Annotated in this window: 22 protein-coding genes and 2 tRNA genes; 19 read left to right on the top strand and 5 right to left on the bottom strand. The window is 72.0% G+C overall.

The genetic code is table 11. The features are described from left to right. Nucleotides 1–109: 109 nt before the first annotated feature. The 13 genes from ffh to FHS88_RS10415 all read left to right on the top strand — a co-directional run bounded on the left by ffh (nucleotide 110) and on the right by FHS88_RS10415 (nucleotide 11100). Nucleotides 110–1495 carry a signal recognition particle protein gene (ffh, locus tag FHS88_RS10475; protein WP_184484311.1) on the top strand — a complete coding sequence of 462 codons (1386 nt, stop codon included), beginning with the start codon at nucleotides 110–112 and terminating at the stop codon, nucleotides 1493–1495. A 24-nt stretch (nucleotides 1496–1519) separates the two neighbouring features. Then, nucleotides 1520–1858, top strand: a complete 339-nt coding sequence (rpsP, locus tag FHS88_RS10470; protein ID WP_184484309.1) for a 30S ribosomal protein S16 — start codon at nucleotides 1520–1522, stop codon at nucleotides 1856–1858. A 37-nt stretch (nucleotides 1859–1895) separates the two neighbouring features. Further along, nucleotides 1896–2399, top strand: coding sequence for a ribosome maturation factor RimM (rimM, locus tag FHS88_RS10465; protein WP_184484592.1), 504 nt, complete (start codon nucleotides 1896–1898; stop codon nucleotides 2397–2399). After that, complete coding sequence (trmD, locus tag FHS88_RS10460) at nucleotides 2396–3136, top strand: tRNA (guanosine(37)-N1)-methyltransferase TrmD (RefSeq protein WP_184484307.1); 741 nt, start codon at nucleotides 2396–2398, stop codon at nucleotides 3134–3136. Before rimM ends, trmD begins: the two co-directional genes overlap by 4 nt. 24 nt (nucleotides 3137–3160) lie before the next feature. Then, complete coding sequence (gene rplS, locus FHS88_RS10455; RefSeq protein WP_184484304.1) at nucleotides 3161–3565, top strand: 50S ribosomal protein L19; 405 nt, start codon at nucleotides 3161–3163, stop codon at nucleotides 3563–3565. A 57-nt stretch (nucleotides 3566–3622) separates the two neighbouring features. Beyond that, nucleotides 3623–5053 (top strand): 3-isopropylmalate dehydratase large subunit, encoded by a 1431-nt coding sequence (gene leuC / locus FHS88_RS10450; RefSeq protein WP_184484302.1) that lies wholly within the window; start codon nucleotides 3623–3625, stop codon nucleotides 5051–5053. Next, nucleotides 5053–5664, top strand: a complete 612-nt coding sequence (leuD, locus tag FHS88_RS10445; protein WP_184484300.1) for a 3-isopropylmalate dehydratase small subunit — start codon at nucleotides 5053–5055, stop codon at nucleotides 5662–5664. The genes leuC and leuD overlap by 1 nt, the downstream gene beginning before the upstream one ends. Before the next feature lie 66 nt (nucleotides 5665–5730). Further along, nucleotides 5731–6846: a 3-isopropylmalate dehydrogenase gene (gene leuB / locus FHS88_RS10440; RefSeq protein ID WP_184484298.1), complete on the top strand. Its 1116-nt coding sequence runs from the start codon at nucleotides 5731–5733 to the stop codon at nucleotides 6844–6846. 106 nt (nucleotides 6847–6952) lie between these two features. After that, a tRNA-Arg gene (locus FHS88_RS10435) sits at nucleotides 6953–7029 on the top strand. A 25-nt stretch (nucleotides 7030–7054) separates the two neighbouring features. After that, a tRNA-Arg gene (locus tag FHS88_RS10430) sits at nucleotides 7055–7131 on the top strand. 87 nt (nucleotides 7132–7218) lie between these two features. Then, complete coding sequence (gene otsB / locus FHS88_RS10425) at nucleotides 7219–7968, top strand: trehalose-phosphatase (protein WP_184484296.1); 750 nt, start codon at nucleotides 7219–7221, stop codon at nucleotides 7966–7968. Continuing rightward, nucleotides 7955–9751 carry a glycoside hydrolase family 15 protein gene (locus tag FHS88_RS10420; protein ID WP_184484294.1) on the top strand — a complete coding sequence of 599 codons (1797 nt, stop codon included), beginning with the start codon at nucleotides 7955–7957 and terminating at the stop codon, nucleotides 9749–9751. The genes otsB and FHS88_RS10420 overlap by 14 nt, the downstream gene beginning before the upstream one ends. Further along, nucleotides 9736–11100 (top strand): alpha,alpha-trehalose-phosphate synthase (UDP-forming), encoded by a 1365-nt coding sequence (locus FHS88_RS10415; RefSeq protein ID WP_184484292.1) that lies wholly within the window; start codon nucleotides 9736–9738, stop codon nucleotides 11098–11100. The genes FHS88_RS10420 and FHS88_RS10415 overlap by 16 nt, the downstream gene beginning before the upstream one ends. 5 nt (nucleotides 11101–11105) lie before the next feature. Here FHS88_RS10415 and FHS88_RS10410 read toward each other — a convergent pair whose 3' ends face one another. After that, complete coding sequence (locus tag FHS88_RS10410; protein WP_184484290.1) at nucleotides 11106–12497, bottom strand: M20/M25/M40 family metallo-hydrolase; 1392 nt, start codon at nucleotides 12495–12497, stop codon at nucleotides 11106–11108. Between the two features lie 98 nt (nucleotides 12498–12595). Between FHS88_RS10410 and FHS88_RS10405 the strand changes: the two genes are divergently transcribed. The 4 genes from FHS88_RS10405 to FHS88_RS10390 all read left to right on the top strand — a co-directional run bounded on the left by FHS88_RS10405 (nucleotide 12596) and on the right by FHS88_RS10390 (nucleotide 16270). After that, the gene (locus tag FHS88_RS10405) at nucleotides 12596–13453 is read left to right on the top strand and encodes an isocitrate lyase/PEP mutase family protein (protein ID WP_184484288.1); all 858 of its coding nucleotides are present in this window, start codon (nucleotides 12596–12598) and stop codon (nucleotides 13451–13453) included. 17 nt (nucleotides 13454–13470) lie between these two features. After that, entirely contained in the window at nucleotides 13471–14595 is a 1125-nt protein-coding gene (locus tag FHS88_RS10400; protein WP_184484286.1) for an alpha-hydroxy acid oxidase, read from the top strand. Then, nucleotides 14592–15809, top strand: a complete 1218-nt coding sequence (locus FHS88_RS10395; protein WP_184484284.1) for an MFS transporter — start codon at nucleotides 14592–14594, stop codon at nucleotides 15807–15809. Before FHS88_RS10400 ends, FHS88_RS10395 begins: the two co-directional genes overlap by 4 nt. Nucleotides 15810–15898: 89 nt before the next feature. Continuing rightward, nucleotides 15899–16270 (top strand): response regulator, encoded by a 372-nt coding sequence (locus FHS88_RS10390; RefSeq protein ID WP_184484282.1) that lies wholly within the window; start codon nucleotides 15899–15901, stop codon nucleotides 16268–16270. A gap of 14 nt (nucleotides 16271–16284) precedes the next feature. On the opposite strand, the gene FHS88_RS10385 is transcribed toward FHS88_RS10390, so the two are convergent. The 4 genes from FHS88_RS10385 to FHS88_RS10370 all read right to left on the bottom strand — a co-directional run bounded on the left by FHS88_RS10385 (nucleotide 16285) and on the right by FHS88_RS10370 (nucleotide 18010). Continuing rightward, nucleotides 16285–16665, bottom strand: coding sequence for a rhodanese-like domain-containing protein (locus FHS88_RS10385; protein ID WP_184484280.1), 381 nt, complete (start codon nucleotides 16663–16665; stop codon nucleotides 16285–16287). Between the two features lie 85 nt (nucleotides 16666–16750). After that, the gene (locus FHS88_RS10380) at nucleotides 16751–17134 is read right to left on the bottom strand and encodes an MAPEG family protein (RefSeq protein ID WP_184484278.1); all 384 of its coding nucleotides are present in this window, start codon (nucleotides 17132–17134) and stop codon (nucleotides 16751–16753) included. Next, nucleotides 17134–17607, bottom strand: a complete 474-nt coding sequence (locus FHS88_RS10375; protein ID WP_184484276.1) for a YbaK/EbsC family protein — start codon at nucleotides 17605–17607, stop codon at nucleotides 17134–17136. The genes FHS88_RS10380 and FHS88_RS10375 overlap by 1 nt, the downstream gene beginning before the upstream one ends. A 10-nt stretch (nucleotides 17608–17617) precedes the next feature. Next, complete coding sequence (locus FHS88_RS10370; protein ID WP_184484274.1) at nucleotides 17618–18010, bottom strand: MAPEG family protein; 393 nt, start codon at nucleotides 18008–18010, stop codon at nucleotides 17618–17620. Between the two features lie 50 nt (nucleotides 18011–18060). Between FHS88_RS10370 and hemW the strand changes: the two genes are divergently transcribed. Beyond that, nucleotides 18061–19212: a radical SAM family heme chaperone HemW gene (gene hemW / locus FHS88_RS10365; RefSeq protein WP_408902381.1), complete on the top strand. Its 1152-nt coding sequence runs from the start codon at nucleotides 18061–18063 to the stop codon at nucleotides 19210–19212. A 57-nt stretch (nucleotides 19213–19269) separates the two neighbouring features. After that, the gene (locus FHS88_RS10360) at nucleotides 19270–20121 is read left to right on the top strand and encodes a SirB1 family protein (RefSeq protein WP_184484270.1); all 852 of its coding nucleotides are present in this window, start codon (nucleotides 19270–19272) and stop codon (nucleotides 20119–20121) included. Nucleotides 20122–20172 lie beyond the last annotated feature (51 nt).

The raw sequence follows: 20172 nt of genomic DNA, 5'->3' as shown, positions 1-20172 counted from the left end.
TGGTCCGGCCCCCGTCGGGCTGGGCTCCGCCGCTCCGCGAAGGCTCGCGCAGCGGCGCAAAGCCTTTTGGGGCGACCGCAACGCGTTGAAGGACTGATCTGGCCGCCCGATGTTCGAGGCATTGTCCAGCAAGCTGAACGGGGTCTTCGACCGGCTGCGCCGCCGCGGCGCGCTGTCGGAGGCCGACGTGACCGAGGCGCTGCGCGAGGTCCGCGTCGCGCTGCTGGAGGCCGACGTCGCGCTGCCCGTGGTCCGCGACCTGATCGCCAAGGTGCGCGAGCGCGCGGTGGGGCAGGAGGTCATCCGCTCCGTCTCCCCCGCCCAGCAGGTCATCAAGATCGTCAACGACGCGCTGGTCGAAGCGCTCGGCGGCGGCGCGGCGGATGACGGCAAGCGCGGCATCGACCTCAACGCCCCCGCGCCGGTGCCGATCCTGATGGTCGGCCTGCAGGGCTCGGGCAAGACGACCACCTCGGGCAAGATCGCGCTGCGGCTGCGCACGAAGGACCGCAAGAAGGTCCTGCTCGCCTCGCTCGACGTGCACCGCCCGGCGGCGCAGCTGCAGCTGCAGGCCCTCGCGCAGCAGGCCGAGGTGACGTCGCTGCCCATCGTGCCCGGACAGACGCCGATCCAGATCGCCGCCCGCGCGATGGATGTGGCGCGGCGCGAGCTCTACGACGTCGTCATCCTCGACACCGCCGGCCGCCTCGCCATCGACGAGGCGCTGATGGAGGAGGTGGCGCAGGTCAAGCTCGCCACCAACCCGCACGAGACGCTGCTGGTCGTGGACGCCATGACCGGCCAGGACGCGGTCAACACCGCCAAGGCCTTCCAGGACAAGGTGGGCGTCACCGGCATCGTCATGACGCGCATCGACGGCGATGCGCGCGGCGGCGCGGCCCTGTCCATGCGGGCCGTCACAGGCGCGCCCATCAAGCTGCTCGGCGCGGGCGAGAAGCTCGACGCGCTGGAAGACTTCCATCCGGACCGCATCGCGTCGCGCATCCTCGGCATGGGCGACATCGTCTCCCTGGTCGAGAAGGCGGCGGCGACGATCGACCAGGAGGAGGCCGAGAAGCTCGCGGCCCGGATGCAGAAGGGCCAGTTCACGCTGGAAGACTACGCGAACCAGCTGAAGCAGATCGGCAAGATGGGCAGCCTTCAGGGCATCCTCGGCATGCTGCCCGGCGTGGGCAAGATCAAGCAGCAGCTCAACGACGCCAACCTCGATACCGCCATCCTGAAGCGCCAGGCGGCGATCATCGGTTCGATGACGCCGAAGGAACGCCGCACGCCGGACATCATCAAGGCGTCGCGCAAGAAGCGCATCGCCGCGGGCAGCGGCACCTCCGTGCAGGAGGTGAACAAGCTGCTCAAGCAGTTCGACGACATGTCCGCGATGATGAAGCGGATGAACAAGCTCGGCCAGAAGGGGCTGATGCGCGGCGGGCTCGCCGCCTTGCTCCCCGGGGCCGGAAACAAGCGACCCTTCTAGAGACGACAGACGAAAGGAAGCCTCATGGGCCTCAAGATCCGCCTTGCCCGCGCCGGCGCGAAGAAGCGCCCCTACTACCACATCGTGGTGGCCGACAGCCGCTCCCCGCGCGATGGCCGCTTCATCGAGGCGGTCGGCTCCTACAACCCGATGCTGCCCGCCGAGCACGCCGAGCGCGTCCGCCTGAAGGGAGAGCGCATCACGCATTGGCTGAGCCAGGGCGCGGTGGCGACCGACCGCGTGGCGAAGTTCCTCGGCAAGGCGGGGCTCGCGCCGATGCCGGCGCTGCGGGAGCAGCCGAAGCAGTCCGCGCCGAAGAAGAAGGCGCAGGAGCGCGCGGCCGCGGCCGCCGCGGCGGGCTGACGCGACTGGACGGCACGAGGTGGCGGTGAAGCGCGTGATGGTGGGCGAGATCGGCAGGCCGCATGGCGTGCGCGGCCTCGTGCGCCTGCGCGCCTTCACCGAGGATCCCGCCGCCATCGCCGCCTATTCCCCGCTGACGGACGAATCGGGCACGCGGCGCTTCGCCATCACGCTCAAGGGCGGCGACATCGCGGCCATCGAGGGTGTGACGGACCGCGACGCGGCGCAGCGCTTGACCGGCACGAAGCTCTTCGTCGAGCGCGACCGCCTGCCGCCGCCGGCGGAGGAGGAGTTCTACCTGACCGACCTGATCGGCCTGATCGCCGTGACGGAGGGCGGGGAGAACCTCGGGGCCATCCGCGCGGTGGAGGACCACGGCGCGGGCGCCTTCCTGGTGGTGGAAGGGCAGGGGCGCGAGCACCTGCTGCCCTTCACGAAGGCCGTGGTGCCGGTGGTGGACATCGCCGGCGGCCGGGTCATCGTGGTGCCGCCGGGCGAGATCCTCGTGCCGCCGCCGGCCGGAGAGGAGCACGCGGCATGAGTTGGCGCGCCTCCGTCCTCACGCTGTTCCCGGAGATGTTCCCGGGGCCGCTCGGCGTCTCGCTCGCCGGCCGCGCGCTGCGGGAGGGGCTGTGGTCGCTCGAGGCGCACGACATCCGCGCCTTCGCGACCGACCGCCATCGCAGCGTGGACGACACTCCGGCCGGCGGCGGGGCGGGGATGGTGATGCGGGCGGACGTGCTGGACGCGGCGATCGGCAGCGTGATGGCCGAGGGCGACGCGCGGCCGCTCATCTGCCTCACCCCGCGCGGGCGGCTGCTCGATCAGGCGATGGTCCGCTCGCTCGCGGCGGGGCCGGGCTGCGTGCTGCTCTGCGGCCGCTACGAGGGGATAGACCAGCGCGTCATCGAGGCGCGCGGCATGGTCGAGCTCTCGATCGGCGATTACGTGCTGAGCGGGGGCGAGACGGCGGCGCTGGTTCTCCTCGATGCCTGCGTTCGGCTGCTGCCGGGCGTGATGGGCGCGGCGGAGAGCGCGGCGGAGGAAAGCCACGGCGCCGAGGGGCTGCTCGAATACCCGCACTACACAAGGCCCACGCAGTGGCAGGGCCGGGCCATCCCGGCGGTGCTGCTTTCGGGCCACCATGCCGAGATCGCGCGCTGGCGTCGCGAACAGGCCGAGAAGATCACGAAGGAGCGCCGCCCCGACCTCTGGGCGCGGCACGAGGCGAAACAGCGCGGCGCGGGGGGCATGGACGGCCACCCCGCCGCCGCCTAAAGGACGCAAGGAAAGGATACTGTCATGAACCTGCTGCAGCAGTTCGAGGCCGAGCAGCTCGCCCGCCTCAGCGCCGCCCGCGCCACCCCGGATTTCGCGCCGGGCGACACCGTCCGCGTGATGGTGCGCGTCCAGGAAGGCGAGCGCATCCGCACCCAGGCCTATGAGGGGGTGGTGATCGCGCGCTCCAACCGCGGGCTGCAGAGCAATTTCACGGTGCGCAAGATCTCCTACGGCGAGGGTGTGGAGCGCGTCTTCCCGCTCTATTCCCCGAATGTCGCCGAGATCCAGGTGGTGCGCCGCGGCAAGGTGCGCCGGGCGAAGCTCTATTACCTGCGCGGGCGCACCGGCAAGTCGGCGCGCATCGCCGAGAAGCTGGGCATGAAGGCGGACGGCGCGGCCAAGGCCGCGGCCACGACCGAAGGCTGAACAGGACCGCGGGGCGCGGCCGGGGCCGCCCCCGCCCACATCTTCCGGGAGAACGCGATGTCAGCGCAGAAGCCGCGCACCTTGTTCGACAAGATCTGGGACGCCCATGTGGTGGAGACGCTCCCGGACGGCACGGCGCTGCTCTACATCGACCTTCACCTGACGCATGAGGTGACGACGCCGCAGGCCTTCGACGGCCTGCGCGCGGCGGGGCGCAAGGTGCGCCGGCCTGATGCGACGCTCGCGGTGGTGGACCACAACATCGCCACCGACGACAGCCGCCGCACCGGCATCGTGGACCCCGAGAGCCGCCTGCAGGTCGAGACGCTGGAGAGGAATGTCGCCGAATTCGGCGTGCCCTACATCCCGCTGCTCGACGACCGCCAGGGCATCGTGCACGTGATCGGGCCCGAGCTCGGGCGGTCGCTGCCTGGCATGACCATCGTCTGTGGCGACAGCCACACCTCGACGCATGGCGCGATGGGCGCGCTCGCCTTCGGCATCGGCACCTCGGAGGTGGAGCATGTGCTCGCCACCCAGACGCTGCTGCAGAAGCCGGCGAAGAACATGCGCATCAGCGTGGACGGCAACCTCGCCTTCGGCTGTTCGGCGAAGGACATCATCCTCGCGATCATCGGGCGCATCGGGACCGCGGGCGGCACGGGGCACGTCATCGAATACGCGGGCGATGCGATCCGCGCACTCGACATGGCCGGCCGCATGACGGTGTGCAACATGAGCATCGAGGGCGGCGCGCGGGCCGGCATGGTCGCCCCCGACCAGACCACCTACGACTACATCGCGCGCACGCCGAACGGGCCGAAGGGCGCGGCGCTCGCGCGCGCGATCGAGTGGTGGAAGACGCTGCCCTCCGACCCGGGCGCGCATTTCGACACCGAGGTGCGGCTGAACGCGCACGAGATCGCCCCGCAGGTGACCTGGGGCACCAACCCCGAGGCGGTCCTGCCCATCACGGGCGTGGTGCCGAACCCGGCCGACGAGCCGGACGAGGCGAAGCGCGCGCAGATGCAGCGCATGATCGAGTACATGGGTCTCACGCCCGGCCAGCGCCTGCAGGACCTGAAGGTGGACGTGGTGTTCATCGGCTCCTGCACCAATTCGCGCATCGAGGACATCCGCGCCGCCGCCGCCATCGCCAAGGGCCGCAAGGTGGCCGAGGGCGTGCGCGCCATGGTGGTGCCGGGCTCGGGCCTGGTGAAGAAGGCCGCCGAGGCCGAGGGGCTGGACCGCATCCTCAAGGAAGCGGGCTTCGAGTGGCGCGAGGCGGGGTGCTCCATGTGCCTCGGCATGAACCCGGACAAGCTGACGCCGGGGCAGCGCTCCGCCAGCACGTCTAACCGCAACTTCGAGGGGCGCCAGGGCCCGGGCGGGCGGACGCATCTGCTCAGCCCGGCGATGGCCGCCGCCGCCGCGGTAGCGGGGCGCCTCGCCGATGTCCGCGACTACCAGCCGAAGGAGGCGCTGTGATGCAGGCCTTCACCACCCTCACCGGCATCGCCGCGCCGCTGCCGAAGGCGAATGTGGACACCGACCAGATCATCCCGGCGCGGTTCCTCAAGTCCATCTCGCGCCAGGGATTCGGGAAGAACCTCTTCGCGAATTTCCGCTACCGCGAGGACGGCTCCGAGAATCCGGACTTCGTGCTGAACCAGGAGCCATACCGTCGCGCCGAGATCCTGATCGCCTTCGAGAATTTCGGATGCGGTTCCTCGCGCGAGCATGCGCCCTGGGCGCTGCTCGATTTCGGCATCCGCTGCGTGATCGCGCCCGATTTCGCCGACATCTTCCACAACAACTGCTTCAAGAACGGCATCCTGCCGGTGCGGCTTCCGAAGGAGGTCTGCGCGCAGCTGATGGAGGATGCGAAGCTCGGCGCCAATGCGCGCATCACCGTGGACCTCGAGCGCGAGGTGGTGGTCCGCCCGAACGGCGAGGAGATCCCGTTCAAGGTGGACCCGCTGCGCCGCCACCTGCTGCTGAACGGCCTCGACGACATCGGCCAGACGCTGCAGCACGCGCCGGCCATCGACAGCTTCGAGGCGAAGCAGAAGGCTTCCCAGCCCTGGCTCTACGCCTGACCTGACACTGCCCCGGCGGCGCCCTCCCCGGGGGGCGCCTCCGCCATCGAGGAGACGCCCCGACTCATGCCGTCCAACAAGAAGCTTCTTGTCCTGCCTGGCGACGGGATCGGCCCCGAGGTCATGCGCGAGGTGCGCCGCGTGATCGACTGGCTCGACCGTCGCCGTGCCGTTTCCTTCGACATCGAGGAGCGCCTGGTCGGTGGCTCGGCCATCGATGCCGAAGGCACGCCCTGCTCGGACGAGACGGTCGAGAAGGCGAAGGCGGCCGATGCGGTGCTGTTCGGCTCGGTCGGCGGGCCGAAATGGGACAGCCTGCCCTTCGACAAGCGCCCCGAACTCGGCATCCTGCGGCTGCGCAAGGAACTCGGGCTTTTCGCGAACCTGCGCCCGGCGGTGGTGCTCGACCCGCTGGTGGAGGCCTCCTCGCTCAAGCCCGAGGTGGTGCGCGGCGTGGACATCATGGTGGTGCGCGAATCCACCGGCGGCGTCTATTTCGGCGAGCCGCGCGGCATCGAGACGCTGCCCGACGGCAAGCGCCGCGGCTTCGACACCGATGTCTACCACGAGGACGAGATCGCCCGCGTCGCGCGCGTCGCCTTCGACCTCGCGCGCCAGCGGCGGAAGAAGGTGACGAGCGTCGAGAAGGCGAATGTCATGCAGTCCGGCCGGCTCTGGCGCGCGGTGGTGGGCGAGGTCCACAAGGCCGAATACGCCGATGTCGAGCTCGAGAACATGTACGCCGACAACTGCGCCATGCAGCTCTGCTCGCGCCCGAAGCAGTTCGACGTCATCCTTGGCAACAACCTGTTCGGCGACGTGCTCTCGGATCTCGCGGCGGCGCTGACGGGCTCGCTCGGCATGCTGCCCTCGGCGACGCTCGGCGCGGTGGATGCGGCCACTGGCAAGCGCCACGCGCTCTACGAGCCGATCCACGGCTCCGCGCCCGACATCGCGGGGAAGGGGATTGCCAATCCGCTCGCGCAGATCCTCTCCTTTGCCATGCTGCTGCGCTGGTCTTTCGGGCTTGAGGAGGATGCGGCGCTGGTCGAGGCGGCGGTCGGCAAGGTGCTGGCCGGCGGCCTGCGCACGGCGGACATCATGCAGCCCGGCATGGCGCGCGTCGGCACCTCGGTGATGGGCGAGGCGGTGGTGCGCGAGCTCGACAAGCTCGCCGCCTGACCCGCGCGGCGCTTTTCGCGCCGGCCACGCGACCGGGAGGCGGCGGAGGGGTTGCGCCCCATCGCCGCCTCCGCTATTTCCGCCGCCTCGCCGCGGTGTCGGCAGGGCGCCCGTAGCTCAGCTGGATAGAGCACCAGACTACGAATCTGGGGGTCAGAGGTTCGAATCCTTTCGGGCGCGCCATCCCACCGTCACCGCGCCGCCGGCTGCGCCCGTAGCTCAACTGGACAGAGCACCAGACTACGGATCTGGGGGTTGGGAGTTCGAATCTTCCCGGGCGCGCCACCGGACCGCGAGACTGAGCCCCCCTGATCGCAGAAGCACGTCGGCCGCCGGGGTGCATTTCATCGCGAATGCGACTACTTAGGGGTTGTGACTTCCCTTGGTGTTCCCGAGATCGAGGCCGGCTGGGCGCTCTTCCTCGATCTCGACGGCACCCTTCTCGACATCGCGCCCACGCCCGATGCGGTCCAGGTGCCGCCGGGCCTCGTTCCCACCCTGGCGGCCGTCGCGCAGCGCCTCGACGGCGCCATGGCGATCGTCACCGGACGCCCGCGCGAGACGGTGGATGGCCTCCTCGCCCCGCTCGCCCCGGCCGGCGGCTTCGGCCACGGCGCGGTGCTGCGCGATGCGGCCGGGCGGATCGGCGGCGCCGAGGCCATGCCGGCCCCGCCGCAGGACTGGGCCGAGCGGCTGCATGCCAGCATCGCCGCCTGGCCGGGCGTGATCCTGGAACGCAAGCCGCACGGCCTCGCGCTGCATTTCCGCGCCGTGCCCGAGCGGCAGCAGGCCGCGCGCGCGGCGCTGGAGGCGCTGCTTGCCGGGCATGGCGAGGATTTCGTGCTGCTGCCCGCGCACATGGCCTACGAGATCCGCCCGCGCGCCGCGAGCAAGGGCCGGGCGGTGGAGGCGCTGATGCGGACCGACCCGTTCTCCGGCCGGATGCCGGTCTTCGTCGGCGACGACGTGACCGACGAGGAAGGCATGGAGGCCGCGCGCCGCATGGGCGGATTCGGCCTGCATGTCGGGCGCGACTTCCGCCGCGGGCCTGAGGAGGTGCGCGCATGGCTCGCCCGCGCCGCCGCGCGCCTGCCGCAAGGGGGCCAGCATGCCCACGCTTGATCTCGCCGTCGTCGGCAACTGCGCCGTCGCCTCGCTGATCTCCCCGGCGGCGCGGCATGAATGGTTCTGCTTCCCCCGCCTGGACGGCGAGCCCGTGTTCAACGCCCTGCTCGGCGGCGAGAACCCCGAGCGCGGATTCATGGACGTCGAGTTGCGCGGGCAGGCGAGCAGCCGACAGCGCTACCTGCGCAACAGCGCGGTGGTCGAGACGCTGCTGACCGATTCCTCCGGCGGCGGCGTGCGCGTGCTCGATGTCGCGCCGCGCTATCGCCGGTTCGGGCGCACCTACCGCCCGCCCATGCTGATCCGCCGGATCGAGCCCGTCAGCGGTCGGCCCCGCATCCGCATCCGCATCCGTCCCTCCTTCGACTACGGCGCCGATCCGGGACGGACGAGCATCGGCAGCAACCATGTCCGCTACGTCGGCGCGGATACGGTGCTGCGCCTGACGACCGACGCGCCGCTCACCTACATCACGCACGAGGCCGAGTTCGGCATGGACCGGCCCGTCAGCCTCGTGCTCGGCACCGACGAGAGCCTGCCCGAGAACCCCGATTCCGTGGCCCGCACCGCGCTCGCCGAGACCGAGGCCTATTGGCTCGACTGGGTGCGCGGCCTCAACCTGCCCTTCGACTGGCAGGAGGCCGTGATCCGCGCCGCGATCACGCTCAAGCTCTGCTCCTTCGAGGATACCGGCGCGATCGTCGCGGCGCTGACCACCTCTGTGCCTGAGGCGCCGGGCAGCGGCCGCTGCTGGGACTACCGCTTCTGCTGGCTGCGCGACGCCTTCTTCACCGTGGGCGCGCTGAACCGCCTGAACGCCACGCGCACCATGGAAGGCTTCATGCGCTTCATCATGGATGCGGTGCCGGACGGCTCGAACGGGCCGATCCCGCCGCTCTTCCCGATCGCGCCCGGCACGGAGGTGACCGAGCGCATCGCGACCGCGCTGCCCGGCTATCGCGGCGACGGGCCGGTCCGGGTGGGCAATGCCGCTGTCTCCCAGGTGCAGAACGACGGCTTCGGCGCGATCGTGATGACCGCGACGCAGATGTTCCGCGACCAGCGCCTCGCGCGCATGGGGGACGTCTCGCTCTATCGCCAGCTCGCGACCATCGGGCGGCATGCCGAGGCCGCCGCCTTCGAGCCCGATGCCGGCCTGTGGGAATACCGCGGCCGCGCCGCGCCGCACACGCATTCGGCCGCGATGTGCTGGGCCGCGCTCGACCGGCTCGGCGCCATCGCGCATCACCTCGGTCTCGATGCCGAGGCGCGGGACTGGGACCAGCGCGCGCACGCTCTGCGCCGCCGCATCCTCGATGCCGCGACGGTCGCGGGGGAGGGCTGGATCTCGGGCGTGCTGGACGGCGGCGCGGTCGCGGATGCCTCGACCTTCCTGCTGCCCGAACTCGGGCTGATCCGCGCGACCGACCCGCTCTTCCTGCGCACGGTCGAGGTGCTGGAACGGCGGCTGGTCCGCGACGGCATCGTGCTGCGCTACGACCACGCCGACGATTTCGGCACGCCCGAGGTCGGCTTCCTGGTCTGCACCTTCTGGTACATCGACACGCTCCAGCGCGTCGGGCGGCGGGAGGAGGCGTGCCGGCTCTTCGAGCGCGCCCTTTCCTGGCGCAACCATGTGGGCCTGCTGTCGGAGGACGTGCATCCGGCGACCGGCGCCCTGTGGGGCAACTATCCGCAGACATATTCGCAGGTCGGGCTGATCCTTTCCGCCATGCGCCTGTCCCGCACATGGGAGGAAGGGCTTTGGCGCGCCTCGTGATCGTCTCGAACCGCGTTCCCGCGCCCAAGGTCAAGGGCGCAGCGAGCGCGGGCGGCCTCGCGGTCGCGCTGCAATCCTTCGTCGAGCCCGGCACGCTGTGGTTCGGCTGGTCCGGCCGCGTGGCGGAGCGCACCTCCACCAGGCCGCGCACCGTGGACGGGGACGGCGTGACCTACGCCACCATCGACCTCGGCGCGGAGGACTACGACCGCTTCTATGTCGGCTTCGCCAATTCCTCGCTCTGGCCTCTGCTGCATTTCCGCCTCGGCCTGATGCGCTACCGGCGCGAGGATTTCGAGGGCTACCTCGCGGTCAATGCCGCCTTCGCCGCCGCGCTGATGCCGCTGCTGCGCGAGGACGACCTGGTCTGGGTGCACGACTACCACCTGATCCCGCTCGCCACCGCGCTGCGTGCCCTCGGCTTCAAGGGCCGCATCGGCTTCTTCCTGCACATCCCCTTCGTGCCGCCCTCGGTGCTCGAGGCCCTGCCGCCGGCGCGCGGCGTGATGGAAGCGCTGTGCGACTACGACGTGGTCGGCTTCCAGACGCGGACGCATCTGCAGGACTTCCTCGATTGCGCGCGCCGCTTCAACGGCTTTGCGGTGGAGGGTGAGGAGGTCGTCACGCGCGGGCGCCGCGTGCGCGCCATCGCCGACCCGATCGGCATAGACGCGGCGGGCTTCGCGCGCATCGCCGCGCGCTCCGCCGGCACGGCCTACATCCAGCGCGTGCGCGAGAGCCTCGTCGGCCGCGCGCTGGCGATCAGCGCCGAGCGGCTCGACTATTCGAAGGGCCTGCCCAACCGCTTCGAGGGCTTCGCGCGGCTGCTCTCCCGCTTCCCGCAGCACCAGCGCCGCGTCTCCATGCTGCAGATCGCCGCGCGCTCGCGCGAGGATGTCGCGGAATACCAGGCGCTTCGGCGCGAGCTCGACCGGCTGGCCGGCGACATCAACGGCCGCTTCTCCGGCTTCGACTGGGTGCCGCTGCGCTACATGACGCAGACGGTCGCCCGCACAAAGCTCGCGGGCCTGTTCCGCATCGCGCGCATCGGCCTCGTCACGCCGCTGCGCGACGGGATGAACCTAGTCGCGAAAGAGTTCGTCGCCGCGCAGGATCCTGCCGACCCCGGGGTGCTGATCCTCTCGCGCTTCGCGGGCGCGGCCGAGGAACTGACCGAGGCGCTGCTGGTCAATCCCTACGACCCGGACGAGATCGCCGAGGCGATGGACGCCGCGCTCGAGATGCCGCTCGAGGAGCGGCAGCAACGCCACGCGGCGCTGCGCCGCGCCGTGTTCGAGGTGACGTCCGCGCGCTACTGCAACGTCTTCGTGGACGCGCTGGCGGCGTGACGCGCTCAGGCCCGGCGCAGCGCCGCGGGGTCGAGCCGGCCCAGTTCCGTCAGCAGCAGCGGCCAGGCCCGCAGCCCTTCCTCGAGCGAGGAGAGGCGGAAGAACTCGTTCGGCGCGTGCACGTCCTCGTCCGGCATGGCGAAGCCGAAGGTCAGCGTGTCGATGCCGAGCCTCTCCTTGAAGATGGCCGTGATCGGGATGGTCCCGCCCGCCCGCGCGCGCACCGGGGCGCGGTTGGTGGTGCGGCGGATGACGCTCTCCGCCGCCGCGAGCAGGGGGTGCCCCTCGCCCAGCGTGAAGGCCGGCGTGCCGGGACCGCCCGCTTCGAAGGTCAGGCTGACGCCCTCGGGCGCGCGCGCCAGCAGATGCTCGCGGACCACGCGCTGCGCGCGCGCGGGGTCCATGCCCGGGCCGAGGCGCATGGTGAGCTTCGCATGGGCCTCGCAGGGCAGCACCGTCTTGGTCCCGGCGCCGGTGTAGCCGCCCCACATGCCGTTGACCTCGATCGTCGGCAGCAGCGTGATGCGCTCGCGCACGCTGCGTTCCGGCGTGCCGTAGGGCTTGGCGCCGATCGCGCCGTAGAAGGCGGCCTCGTCCACCGGCAGGGCGGCCGCATCCGCCGCCTCGCGATCCCCGATCGGGGCGAGGTCGTCCATGAAGCCCGGCACGGCGATGCGCCCCGCCTCGTCGTGCAGGGAGGCGATGAGCCGCGCCATCTCGTGGTTCGCATTGCGCACCGCGCCGCCATAGCGGCCCGAATGCATGTCCTTCGACGCCGTGCGCAGGCTGAAGCGCAACGCCGTGAGGCCGCGGGAGCCGACATTGATGGTGGGCACCGTGGTGCTCGCCCGGCCGCCATCGGCGGAGATCATGGCATCGCCCGCGAGCGCGTCGGGATGCCGCTCGATGATGGCGGGCAGCGAGGGGCTGCCGATCTCCTCCTCGCCCTCGAGGAAGAAGCGGATGTTGACCGGGCAGCCGCCGGCCTTGATGAACTCGATCACCGTCTCGACCGCGATGAGCGTCGAGCCCTTCACGTCGGAGGCGCCGCGCGCGTAGATGCGGCCGTCGCGGATCGTGGGCTCGAAGGGCGGGCTCTTCCACAACTCCAGCGGATCGGGCGGCTGCACGTCATAGTGGCCGTAGATGATGAAGGTCGGCTTGCCGGGGGCGCCCGTCCAGGCACCGGTTATGGCCGGCTGCCCGCCGCCGTCGAGCAGTCGGACATCCGCGACCCCGCCCTCCCGCAGCCGCGCCATCAGGAATTCGCGCGTCGCCCTCATCCCCTCGGCATAGGCCGGGTCGGTGCTCACGCTGGGCAGGCGCAGGAGCGCCTTCAGCCGTTCCAGGATCTCGTCCTTGCGCGCCAACAGGCGCTCGGCGACCGCTTCGCTCATCGGGCATGACTCCCCTGTCCGTGCGCAGCCTAGACCGGTCCGCCGCGCGGTTGCAGAGTGCGCCAGACGATATCGGGAACCCCAGGGATGGAATCTCCATGAGTGCGGCGAAGCGCCGCGCGGATTTTCGCGCGATCCTGGCAGGCGGGGCCTGCATCCACCCGGCCTCCGTGCACGATCCCATCGCCGGGCGCATCGCGGCGGATCTCGGCTTCGAGGCGGCGATGTTCGCCGGTTCCGTCGCCTCGCTGACCGTCCTGGGCGCGCCCGACATCATCCTGTTGACGCTCACGGAGTTCGCCGAGCAGGCGCGGCGCATCTGCCGCGCCGGCGCGCCGCCGCTGCTGGTGGATGCCGACCATGGCTACGGCAATGCGCTGAACGTCATGCGCACGGTGCAGGAACTAGAGACCGCCGGCGTCTCCGCGCTGACCATCGAGGACACCGACCTTCCCCGCGCCCATGGCGGCGGCGAGCCCGGGCTGCTGAGCCTGGAAGCGGGCCTGGGCAAGATGCGGGCGGCGCTGGCGGCGCGCGAGGATGCGGGCCTTGTCGTGGTGGCGCGCACCAGCGCGCTGAACCTCGCGAACCTCGACGAGGCGCTGCGCCGGACCCGCGCCTATGCGACCTGCGGCGCCGATGCACTGTTCTTCACCGGCGTGAGCGACTGGGAGCAGTTGGCCGCGATCCAGGCCGCCGCGGGGGGGCTGCCCATCATCCTCGGCGGCACGCCGGCGAGCATGGCCGACAAGGCGCGCCTTGCCGCCCATGGCGTGCGCGTGGCGCTGCAGGGCCACCAGCCCTTCGCCGCCGCCGTCGCGGCCATCCACGCCACGCTGAAGGCGCTGCGCGAGGGCACGCCGCCCGGGGCGCTCCAGGGCATCGCCCCGCCCGCGCTGATGAAGGCCGTGACGCGCGAGGCCGAATACGACCGCTGGACCCGCGACTTCCTTTGACACCGGACGAGACCGCCATGCCCGTGAACCCCGAGACCCTCGCCGCGCTGCAGGACAAGTACCTGGTGCTGCATGAATTCGTGAAGGCGGCGAAGAACCGGCTCGACGCGAATCTTTGGGACTACCTGGTTGGCGCGACGGAGACCGAGGCCACCATGCGCCGCAACCGCTTGGGGCTCGATGCGCTCGCGCTGCGCCCGCGGGTGCTGCGCGACGTGAGCGAGATCGACACCTCCTCGACGCTGTTCGGCCGCAGGATCCGCCTGCCGGTGCTGCTCGCCCCGGTCGGCGGGCTCGAGTTCATGGCGGTCGGCGCGCATGGCGCGGTGACGGCGGGCGAGGGGGCCTCGGGCTTCGGCGTGCCGATCATGCTCTCCTCCGTCTCGAAGCCGGGGCTCGAGGAGGTCGCGGCGGCGACCCCGGGGATGAAGATCTACCAGCTCTATGTCCGCGGTGATGCCGCCTTCATCGAGGACAGCATCCGCCGCGCCAGGGGCAACGGCTACGACGCCTTCTGCCTGACGGTGGACACCGCGATCTATTCCCGGCGCGAGCGCGACATCGCCCGCCGCTTCGCCAAGCCCTGGCGCGCGAGCGCGACCGGCGAGGCGCAGCGCTATCAGGCCGCGCTGAACTGGGACGACGTGAAGCGCATCAAGGACGCACATCCCGACTTCCCGCTCATCCTCAAGGGCATCGGCACCGGGGAGGATGCGGTGATCGCCTGCGAGCACGGCGTCGAGGTCGTCTATGTCTCGAACCATGGCGGGCGGCAGCTCGATGCCGGGCGCGGCTCGATCGAGGTGCTGCCCGAAGTGGTCCAGGCGGTGGCCGGCCGCGCCAGGGTCTGGGTGGATGGCGGCTTCTCGCGCGGGACGGACATCGTGAAGGCGCTGTGCCTGGGTGCGGAATGCGTGGGCCTCGGGCGGCTCTACTGCTACGCGCTCGCGGCCGATGGCGCGGCGGGCGTGGTGCGGATGCTCGAGATCCTGGAGAACGAGTTCCGCTCGGCGCTGGGGCTTCTCGGCGTCACCTCGGTCGGTGAGCTCGGCCCGGGATACGTCGCGCCCGCGATGCCGACCAACCTGCCGCATGTGCACAGCGCCTTCCCGCTGCTGCGCCTCGACGATTCGGGGTATTGAGCCCGCCCTCCGCCGATCCGGGCCGAAGTCCGGTCCGCGAGCTGCTCGCGGACGCGACCTATGTGCGCCTCTGGGGCGCGGGCGGGCTGACGAATGCGATGCGCTGGGTGGAGATGCTGGTCAGCGGCCTCTTCGCCTACGAGTTGACGGGCTCGGCCTTCGCCGTCTCGCTGGTGCTGATGGCGCGCGCCCTGCCGATGCTCCTGGTCGGCGGCCTGTCCGGGGCCATCGCCGAGAGCATGGACCGCAAGCGCCTGCTCATGGCGGGGCAGGCGGCGACCGCGGCCGGCGCTGCGGTGATCGCCCTGCTTGCCGCGACGGGGATGCTGGCGCTGTGGCACCTGTTCCTCAGCGGCATGCTGGGCGGGCTCGTCTGGACCAACGAACTGGCGACGCGGCGGCGCATGGTCGCCGAGGCGGCGGGGCCGCAGCGCATCGTGCAGGCGGTCGCCTTCGACAGCATGACGAACAGCACGACGCGCATGGTGGGCCCGCTCGCGGGCGGGTTCTTCTACCAGGCCGTCGGCGTCGCGGCCGCCTTCGCGATAGCCGCGGCGCTCTATCTCGTCGCGCTCTGGCTGGTGGCCGGCGTCGCGCACAGCCAGGCGCGCCGGGCGCTCGTGCCGCGGCGGCTGCATGCCGAGGTGCTGGAAGGCGCGCGCATCGCGCTCGCCCATCCGGTGCTGCGCCTCGTGCTCGGCGTGACGATCGTGATGAACGTCTTCGGCTTCTCCTATGCCGGCATCCTGCCCGCCTTCGGCGCCATCGCCTTCGATGCAAGCCCGGTGCAGGTCGGCCTGCTCGCCGCGGCCGAGCCGCTCGGTGCGCTGCTCGCGGGCCTCGCGCTCGCGCTGCGGCGCGGCCCGCAGCCGGGCGGGGCGGTCTTCGCCTTCGGGTCCATGGGATTCCTCGTGGTCCTCGCGGTCGCGGCGATGGCGCCGTCGCTCTGGCTCGCGGTGCTGCTCCTGATGTTCGGCGGCATCGGAACCGCCGCCTTCGCGAGCCTGCAGACCGGGCTGATGATGACGCATGCTCCGGTCGAGGCGCGTTCGCGCGTGCTCGGCCTGACGACGATGTGCATCGGAATGGGCCCGATCGGCGTGCTGGTGGTCGGTGCGCTGGCGGATGGGCTCGGACCGCGACTCGCGATCATGCTGATGGCAGTGGCCGGGATCGGCGCGCTCGCGCTCGTGCTCGCCCTCGCGCGGCGCTGAGGCGTGGGCGCGGCATCGCGAGGATGCGGCGTGCCGGGCGGCGTGATAGAAGGAGAATCGTCGTCGCGTCGTGCCGGGGAGATGAGCGCATGCCGAACGAGCAGAGCCCGCGTCGCATCCTTGTCGTCGAGGACGAGGCGCTGGTGGCCATGCTCGTGGAGGATGCGCTGCTCGATGGCGGCTTCGAGGTGATCGGCCCGGCGCGCACCGTCGCGCAGGCGCTCGAACTGCTCGCCGCCGAGAGGCCCGCGGCGGCTGTGCTCGACCTCAACCTCGCCGGGGAGAGTTCGGTCGCCGTCGCCGATGCGCTCGCCGCGCGCGGCGTGCCCTTCGTCGTCGCGACGGGCTACGGCGCGGCAGGGCTGCCGCAGGGGCACCGCGACGTGCCGGTGCTGCCCAAGCCCTACGACCCGATGGATCTCACGACGGTGCTCGAGCGTCTCTGCGCCTCGGGGCGGTAGCCCTTCGGTGCGGATCAGACCTTCTCGATCTCGCCGCCGCCATCCACCCAGGCCTTGAAGCCGCCGAGATTGCGGACATTCGCGTAGCCCATGTCGTGCAGGGTCTTGAGCACGAGCGCCGAGCGCCCGCCCGAGGCGCAATAGGCCACGATGGTCTTGGCGCGGTCGAAGTTCGCGTCGTGCAGCGGGGAGGCGGGGTCGGCGCGGAACTCGACGAGGCCGCGCGGGATGGTCAGCGCGCCGGGCACCTTGCCCGAGGCCGCGACCTCGTTGGGCTCGCGCACATCCAGGAACACCACGTCGTCGCGCCCGACCAGGGCCTTCGCTTCCTCGGCGGCGATGCGCGGCACGACGGCCTCGGCGGCGGCGAGCATCTGCTGGACGGTCAGGGTCATCGGCGCGTCTCCCATGCAAGGCCCTCGACGGTAGTGCAGACGGGCCGCCGGACCAAGCCGGGCGGGTCTTCCGCTGCCGCGCGCCTCAGGCGATGGCGGCAAGCAGCGCCGCCAGCGCGGCCAGCGCGATGACGGAGAAGGTCGCCATCATGCCGCCGACGCGGAAGCGGTAGTCCTCGGCTTCGCGCGCGATTCCCCAGCCATGCGCGACCCGCCCACCCAGAAGCGCGGCGCCGAGGGGATGGATCGCCCAGCCCGGCGTGCCGCCCGCCTCGGCCAGCGCCATCAGCAGCAGGGCGAAGGGGACGTATTCGGCGAAATTCGCCTGGGCGCGCATCGCGCGTTCCAGCGCCGCGTCGCCGCCCGTGCCGATGGCGATGCCTCCGCGCCGGCGCCGGCCGATCACCCGCAGCGAGAGCCACAGGAGCACCGGGGCGAGCAGCGCGGCCCAGAAGGCGGTGGCGGGCATCAGGTATCCTCCTTCACCTCCGCTGGCCGCGCGCCGGTGATGCGCAGCAGTTCCGCCGGGGAGGTGCGGAAGACATGTTGGGGAGAACCGGCCGCCGCCCAGACCGGGTCGAGCGCCAGGAGGTCGGCATCGAGCAGCATGATCGGCGGCGCGATATGCCCCACGGGCGAGACCCCGCCGATGGCGAAGCCTGTCGTATCCCGCACCCAGCCGCCCTCGGCGCGCTTCACCGGCTGGCCGATGGCGGCGGCGACCTTGGCCATGTCCACGCGGTTGGCGCCGGAGGCGATCACCAGCACGGCGCGCGCGCCGGCGCGGAAGACGATGGATTTCGCAATCTGCGCCACGTCGCAGCCGACCGCCGCGGCGGCGTCGGCGGCGCTGCGGGTGCCTTCGGGAAAGGCGGCGATGGTGTCGGGGTGGCCCGCGGCCAGCAGGGCGGCGCGCACGCGCTCGACGGAGGATCCGCTCATGGGCGAGGGGCTACCACAACCCCGCCGCGCCGACGAAGGCGAGCCCGCCCGCCGCGGCAAGGGCGAGCAGCGTCAGCAGGATGCCCGCGGCGCGCAGCGGCACGATGTCGGGCTCCCGCCCCATCCCCAGCGCATGCAGCACGCGGCCGGCGAGCATGGCCGCCCCGGCGCCATGCAGCGCCCAGCCGGGCGCGCCGCAGAGCTCGGCCAGGGCGAGGCCGATCAGGAACAGCGGCACGTATTCCGCGAAGTTCCCATGCACCCGCACCGCGCGTTCCAGCCTGCGGTCGCCACCGGTGCCGAGCATGACGCCGCTCGGCGCGCGCACGGCGAAGACGCGCAGGGTCAGCAGGATGAACAGGCCGGTCAGCAGGCCGGCATGGAGCGCGGTGATGTGCGGCATGGGCCCTCCGCGGGTTCGACAGGGCGCGCCGGCCGCGCCATATGCGCGCCGTGACCGAGCCGATCGCCCTCTACATCCACTGGCCCTTCTGCGCCGCCAAGTGCCCCTATTGCGACTTCAACTCGCATGTGCGGGACCGGGTGGACGAGGCGCGCTTCCGCGCCGCCCTGCGGCAGGAACTGGCCCACGAGGCCGGACGGGTGGGGCGGCGGAGGCTCGCCTCGATCTTCTTCGGCGGCGGCACCCCGTCGCTGATGAGCCCCGAGACCGTCGCCGCGCTGATCGGCGACGCGCAAGCGCTGTTCGACGCCGCGCCCGACATCGAGATCACGCTGGAGGCCAATCCGACCAGCGTCGAGGCGGCGAGGCTCGAGGCCTTCCGCGAGGCGGGGGTGAACCGGGCGAGCCTCGGCGTCCAGTCGCTCGAGGAGGAGGCGCTGCGCTTCCTCGGCCGCCGGCACGATGCCGCGCAGGCGGTGGCCGCGCTGGAGGCGGCGCGGACGATCTTCCCGCGGCTCTCCTTCGACCTGATCTATGCGCGGCCGGGTCAGGCGGAGGCGGCCTGGCGGGCGGAGCTGCGCCGGGCGCTGGCGCTCGCGGCGGATCACCTCTCGCTCTACCAGCTCACCATCGAGCCGGGGACGCAGTTCGCGACGCTGCATGCGCGCGGGGCCTTCGCGCTGCCGGAGGGCGAGGCGGCTGCGCGGCTCTACACGGCCACGGCGGAGGAGGCGGCGCGCTTCGGCCTCGCGGCCTACGAGGTCAGCAACTACGCGAGGCCCGGCGCAGAGAGCCGGCACAACCTCGCCTATTGGCGCTACGGCGACTATCTCGGCATCGGACCGGGCGCGCATCAGCGCGTGCTCCTCGATGGGCGGATGCTGGCGGCGCGACGGCACCGGGCCCCCGAGGAATGGGCGGCGCGGGTCGAGCGCGACGGCCATGCCGCGGTGGAGGAGGTCGCCCTGGCCCCGGCCGAGCGCGCGCGCGAGGCGCTGCTGATGGGCCTGAGGCTGGCCGAGGGCGTGGATCCCGCCCGCATCGAGGCCCGCGCGGGTCTGCCCTTCGCCGAGGCGGTGGACGGCGCGATGCTCGAGGCGCTGCGCGAGGAGGGCTACCTCGCCTGGCGCGACGGCAGGCTGGCCGCGACGGCGGAGGGGCTGCTGCGGCTCGACGCCATCCTGCCGGTGCTGCTGCGCTGAGGGCGTGCGCGACTCGCCTCGCTTGCCGTGGCGCGGCGGCGCCGCGAGACTGGCGTCATGGCTGCCGACCCCCTGGAGGAAGCGCGCGCGGCGCTCGATGCCGCCGGCCACCTGCCCGATGCCGAGCTCGACATCGCGGCGGTCGCGCTGCAATTCGCCCGCGTGGACGCCCCGGAGGCCGATTGGCGCGCGGCCTCGGCCGAGCTCAGCGGGATCGCCCGCGCCGCGGTCGCCGCGGCGGCGGCGGATGCGGCGGCGGATGAGGGCGATCCCGGGCGGCGCCGGGCGGTGCTGGCGGGGCTGCTGCACGGCAGCCTGGGCTTCGCGGGGGATGCCGAGACCTATGACGACCTCGCCAACGCCAACCTGATCCGGGTGCTGGAGCGCCGGCGCGGCCTCCCGGTCGCGCTCGGCATCCTGTGGCTCCACGCCGCCGAGGCGGCAGGCTGGGCGGCGCATGGGGTGGACTTCCCGGGCCATTTCCTGGTGGCGCTGGAAGGGCCGCAGGGGCAGGTGGTAGTGGACGTGTTCGGCGGCGGGGAAGCGCTGGAAGCCCCGGACCTGCGCGCGCTGATCAAGCGTTTCGAGGGGCCGGCGGCGGAACTGCGCCCCGGCCTGCTGCGCCCGATGGGCAAGCGCGAGGTGCTGCTGCGGCTGCAGAACAACATCAAGCTGCGGCGGCTGCGGGCGGGGCTGCTCGACCGCGCGCTCGCCTGCACCGAGGACATGCTGCGCCTCGCCCCCGATGCGGCCGCGCTGTGGCGGGAGGCGGCGCTGATGAACCAGCGGCTCGACCGCGTCGGGGCGGCGCTGCTCTGCTTCGACCGCTTCCTCGATCTGGTGCCGGAGGGCGAGGCGGCGGCGCGGATCCGCGGGCTGGCGGCCGAGTTGCGGCAGCGGCTGAACTGAGCCCGCCGCAAGGCTGACCGGCGCGCGGCGGGGGCTGTCAGGACGCCGCCG

The organism is Neoroseomonas alkaliterrae, assembly GCF_014199195.1.
GTDB lineage: Bacteria > Pseudomonadota > Alphaproteobacteria > Acetobacterales > Acetobacteraceae > Neoroseomonas > Neoroseomonas alkaliterrae.
Note: the sequence above shows the minus strand (reverse complement) of the source record. Positions and strands in the feature narration are given on the sequence as shown.

Excerpts from the sequence above, each read along its gene's own strand:
- ffh (WP_184484311.1), top strand. The coding sequence starts at position 110 with ATGTTCGAGGCATTGTCCAGCAAGCTGAACGGGGTCTTCGACCGGCTG.
- rpsP (WP_184484309.1), top strand. The coding sequence starts at position 1,520 with ATGGGCCTCAAGATCCGCCTTGCCCGCGCCGGCGCGAAGAAGCGCCCC.
- rimM (WP_184484592.1), top strand. The coding sequence starts at position 1,896 with ATGGTGGGCGAGATCGGCAGGCCGCATGGCGTGCGCGGCCTCGTGCGC.
- trmD (WP_184484307.1), top strand. The coding sequence starts at position 2,396 with ATGAGTTGGCGCGCCTCCGTCCTCACGCTGTTCCCGGAGATGTTCCCG.
- rplS (WP_184484304.1), top strand. The coding sequence starts at position 3,161 with ATGAACCTGCTGCAGCAGTTCGAGGCCGAGCAGCTCGCCCGCCTCAGC.
- leuC (WP_184484302.1), top strand. The coding sequence starts at position 3,623 with ATGTCAGCGCAGAAGCCGCGCACCTTGTTCGACAAGATCTGGGACGCC.
- leuD (WP_184484300.1), top strand. The coding sequence starts at position 5,053 with ATGCAGGCCTTCACCACCCTCACCGGCATCGCCGCGCCGCTGCCGAAG.
- leuB (WP_184484298.1), top strand. The coding sequence starts at position 5,731 with ATGCCGTCCAACAAGAAGCTTCTTGTCCTGCCTGGCGACGGGATCGGC.
- FHS88_RS10420 (WP_184484294.1), top strand. The coding sequence starts at position 7,955 with ATGCCCACGCTTGATCTCGCCGTCGTCGGCAACTGCGCCGTCGCCTCG.
- FHS88_RS10410 (WP_184484290.1), bottom strand. The coding sequence starts at position 12,497 with ATGAGCGAAGCGGTCGCCGAGCGCCTGTTGGCGCGCAAGGACGAGATC.
- FHS88_RS10405 (WP_184484288.1), top strand. The coding sequence starts at position 12,596 with ATGAGTGCGGCGAAGCGCCGCGCGGATTTTCGCGCGATCCTGGCAGGC.
- FHS88_RS10400 (WP_184484286.1), top strand. The coding sequence starts at position 13,471 with ATGCCCGTGAACCCCGAGACCCTCGCCGCGCTGCAGGACAAGTACCTG.
- FHS88_RS10390 (WP_184484282.1), top strand. The coding sequence starts at position 15,899 with ATGCCGAACGAGCAGAGCCCGCGTCGCATCCTTGTCGTCGAGGACGAG.
- FHS88_RS10385 (WP_184484280.1), bottom strand. The coding sequence starts at position 16,665 with ATGACCCTGACCGTCCAGCAGATGCTCGCCGCCGCCGAGGCCGTCGTG.
- FHS88_RS10380 (WP_184484278.1), bottom strand. The coding sequence starts at position 17,134 with ATGCCCGCCACCGCCTTCTGGGCCGCGCTGCTCGCCCCGGTGCTCCTG.
- FHS88_RS10375 (WP_184484276.1), bottom strand. The coding sequence starts at position 17,607 with ATGAGCGGATCCTCCGTCGAGCGCGTGCGCGCCGCCCTGCTGGCCGCG.
- FHS88_RS10370 (WP_184484274.1), bottom strand. The coding sequence starts at position 18,010 with ATGCCGCACATCACCGCGCTCCATGCCGGCCTGCTGACCGGCCTGTTC.
- FHS88_RS10360 (WP_184484270.1), top strand. The coding sequence starts at position 19,270 with ATGGCTGCCGACCCCCTGGAGGAAGCGCGCGCGGCGCTCGATGCCGCC.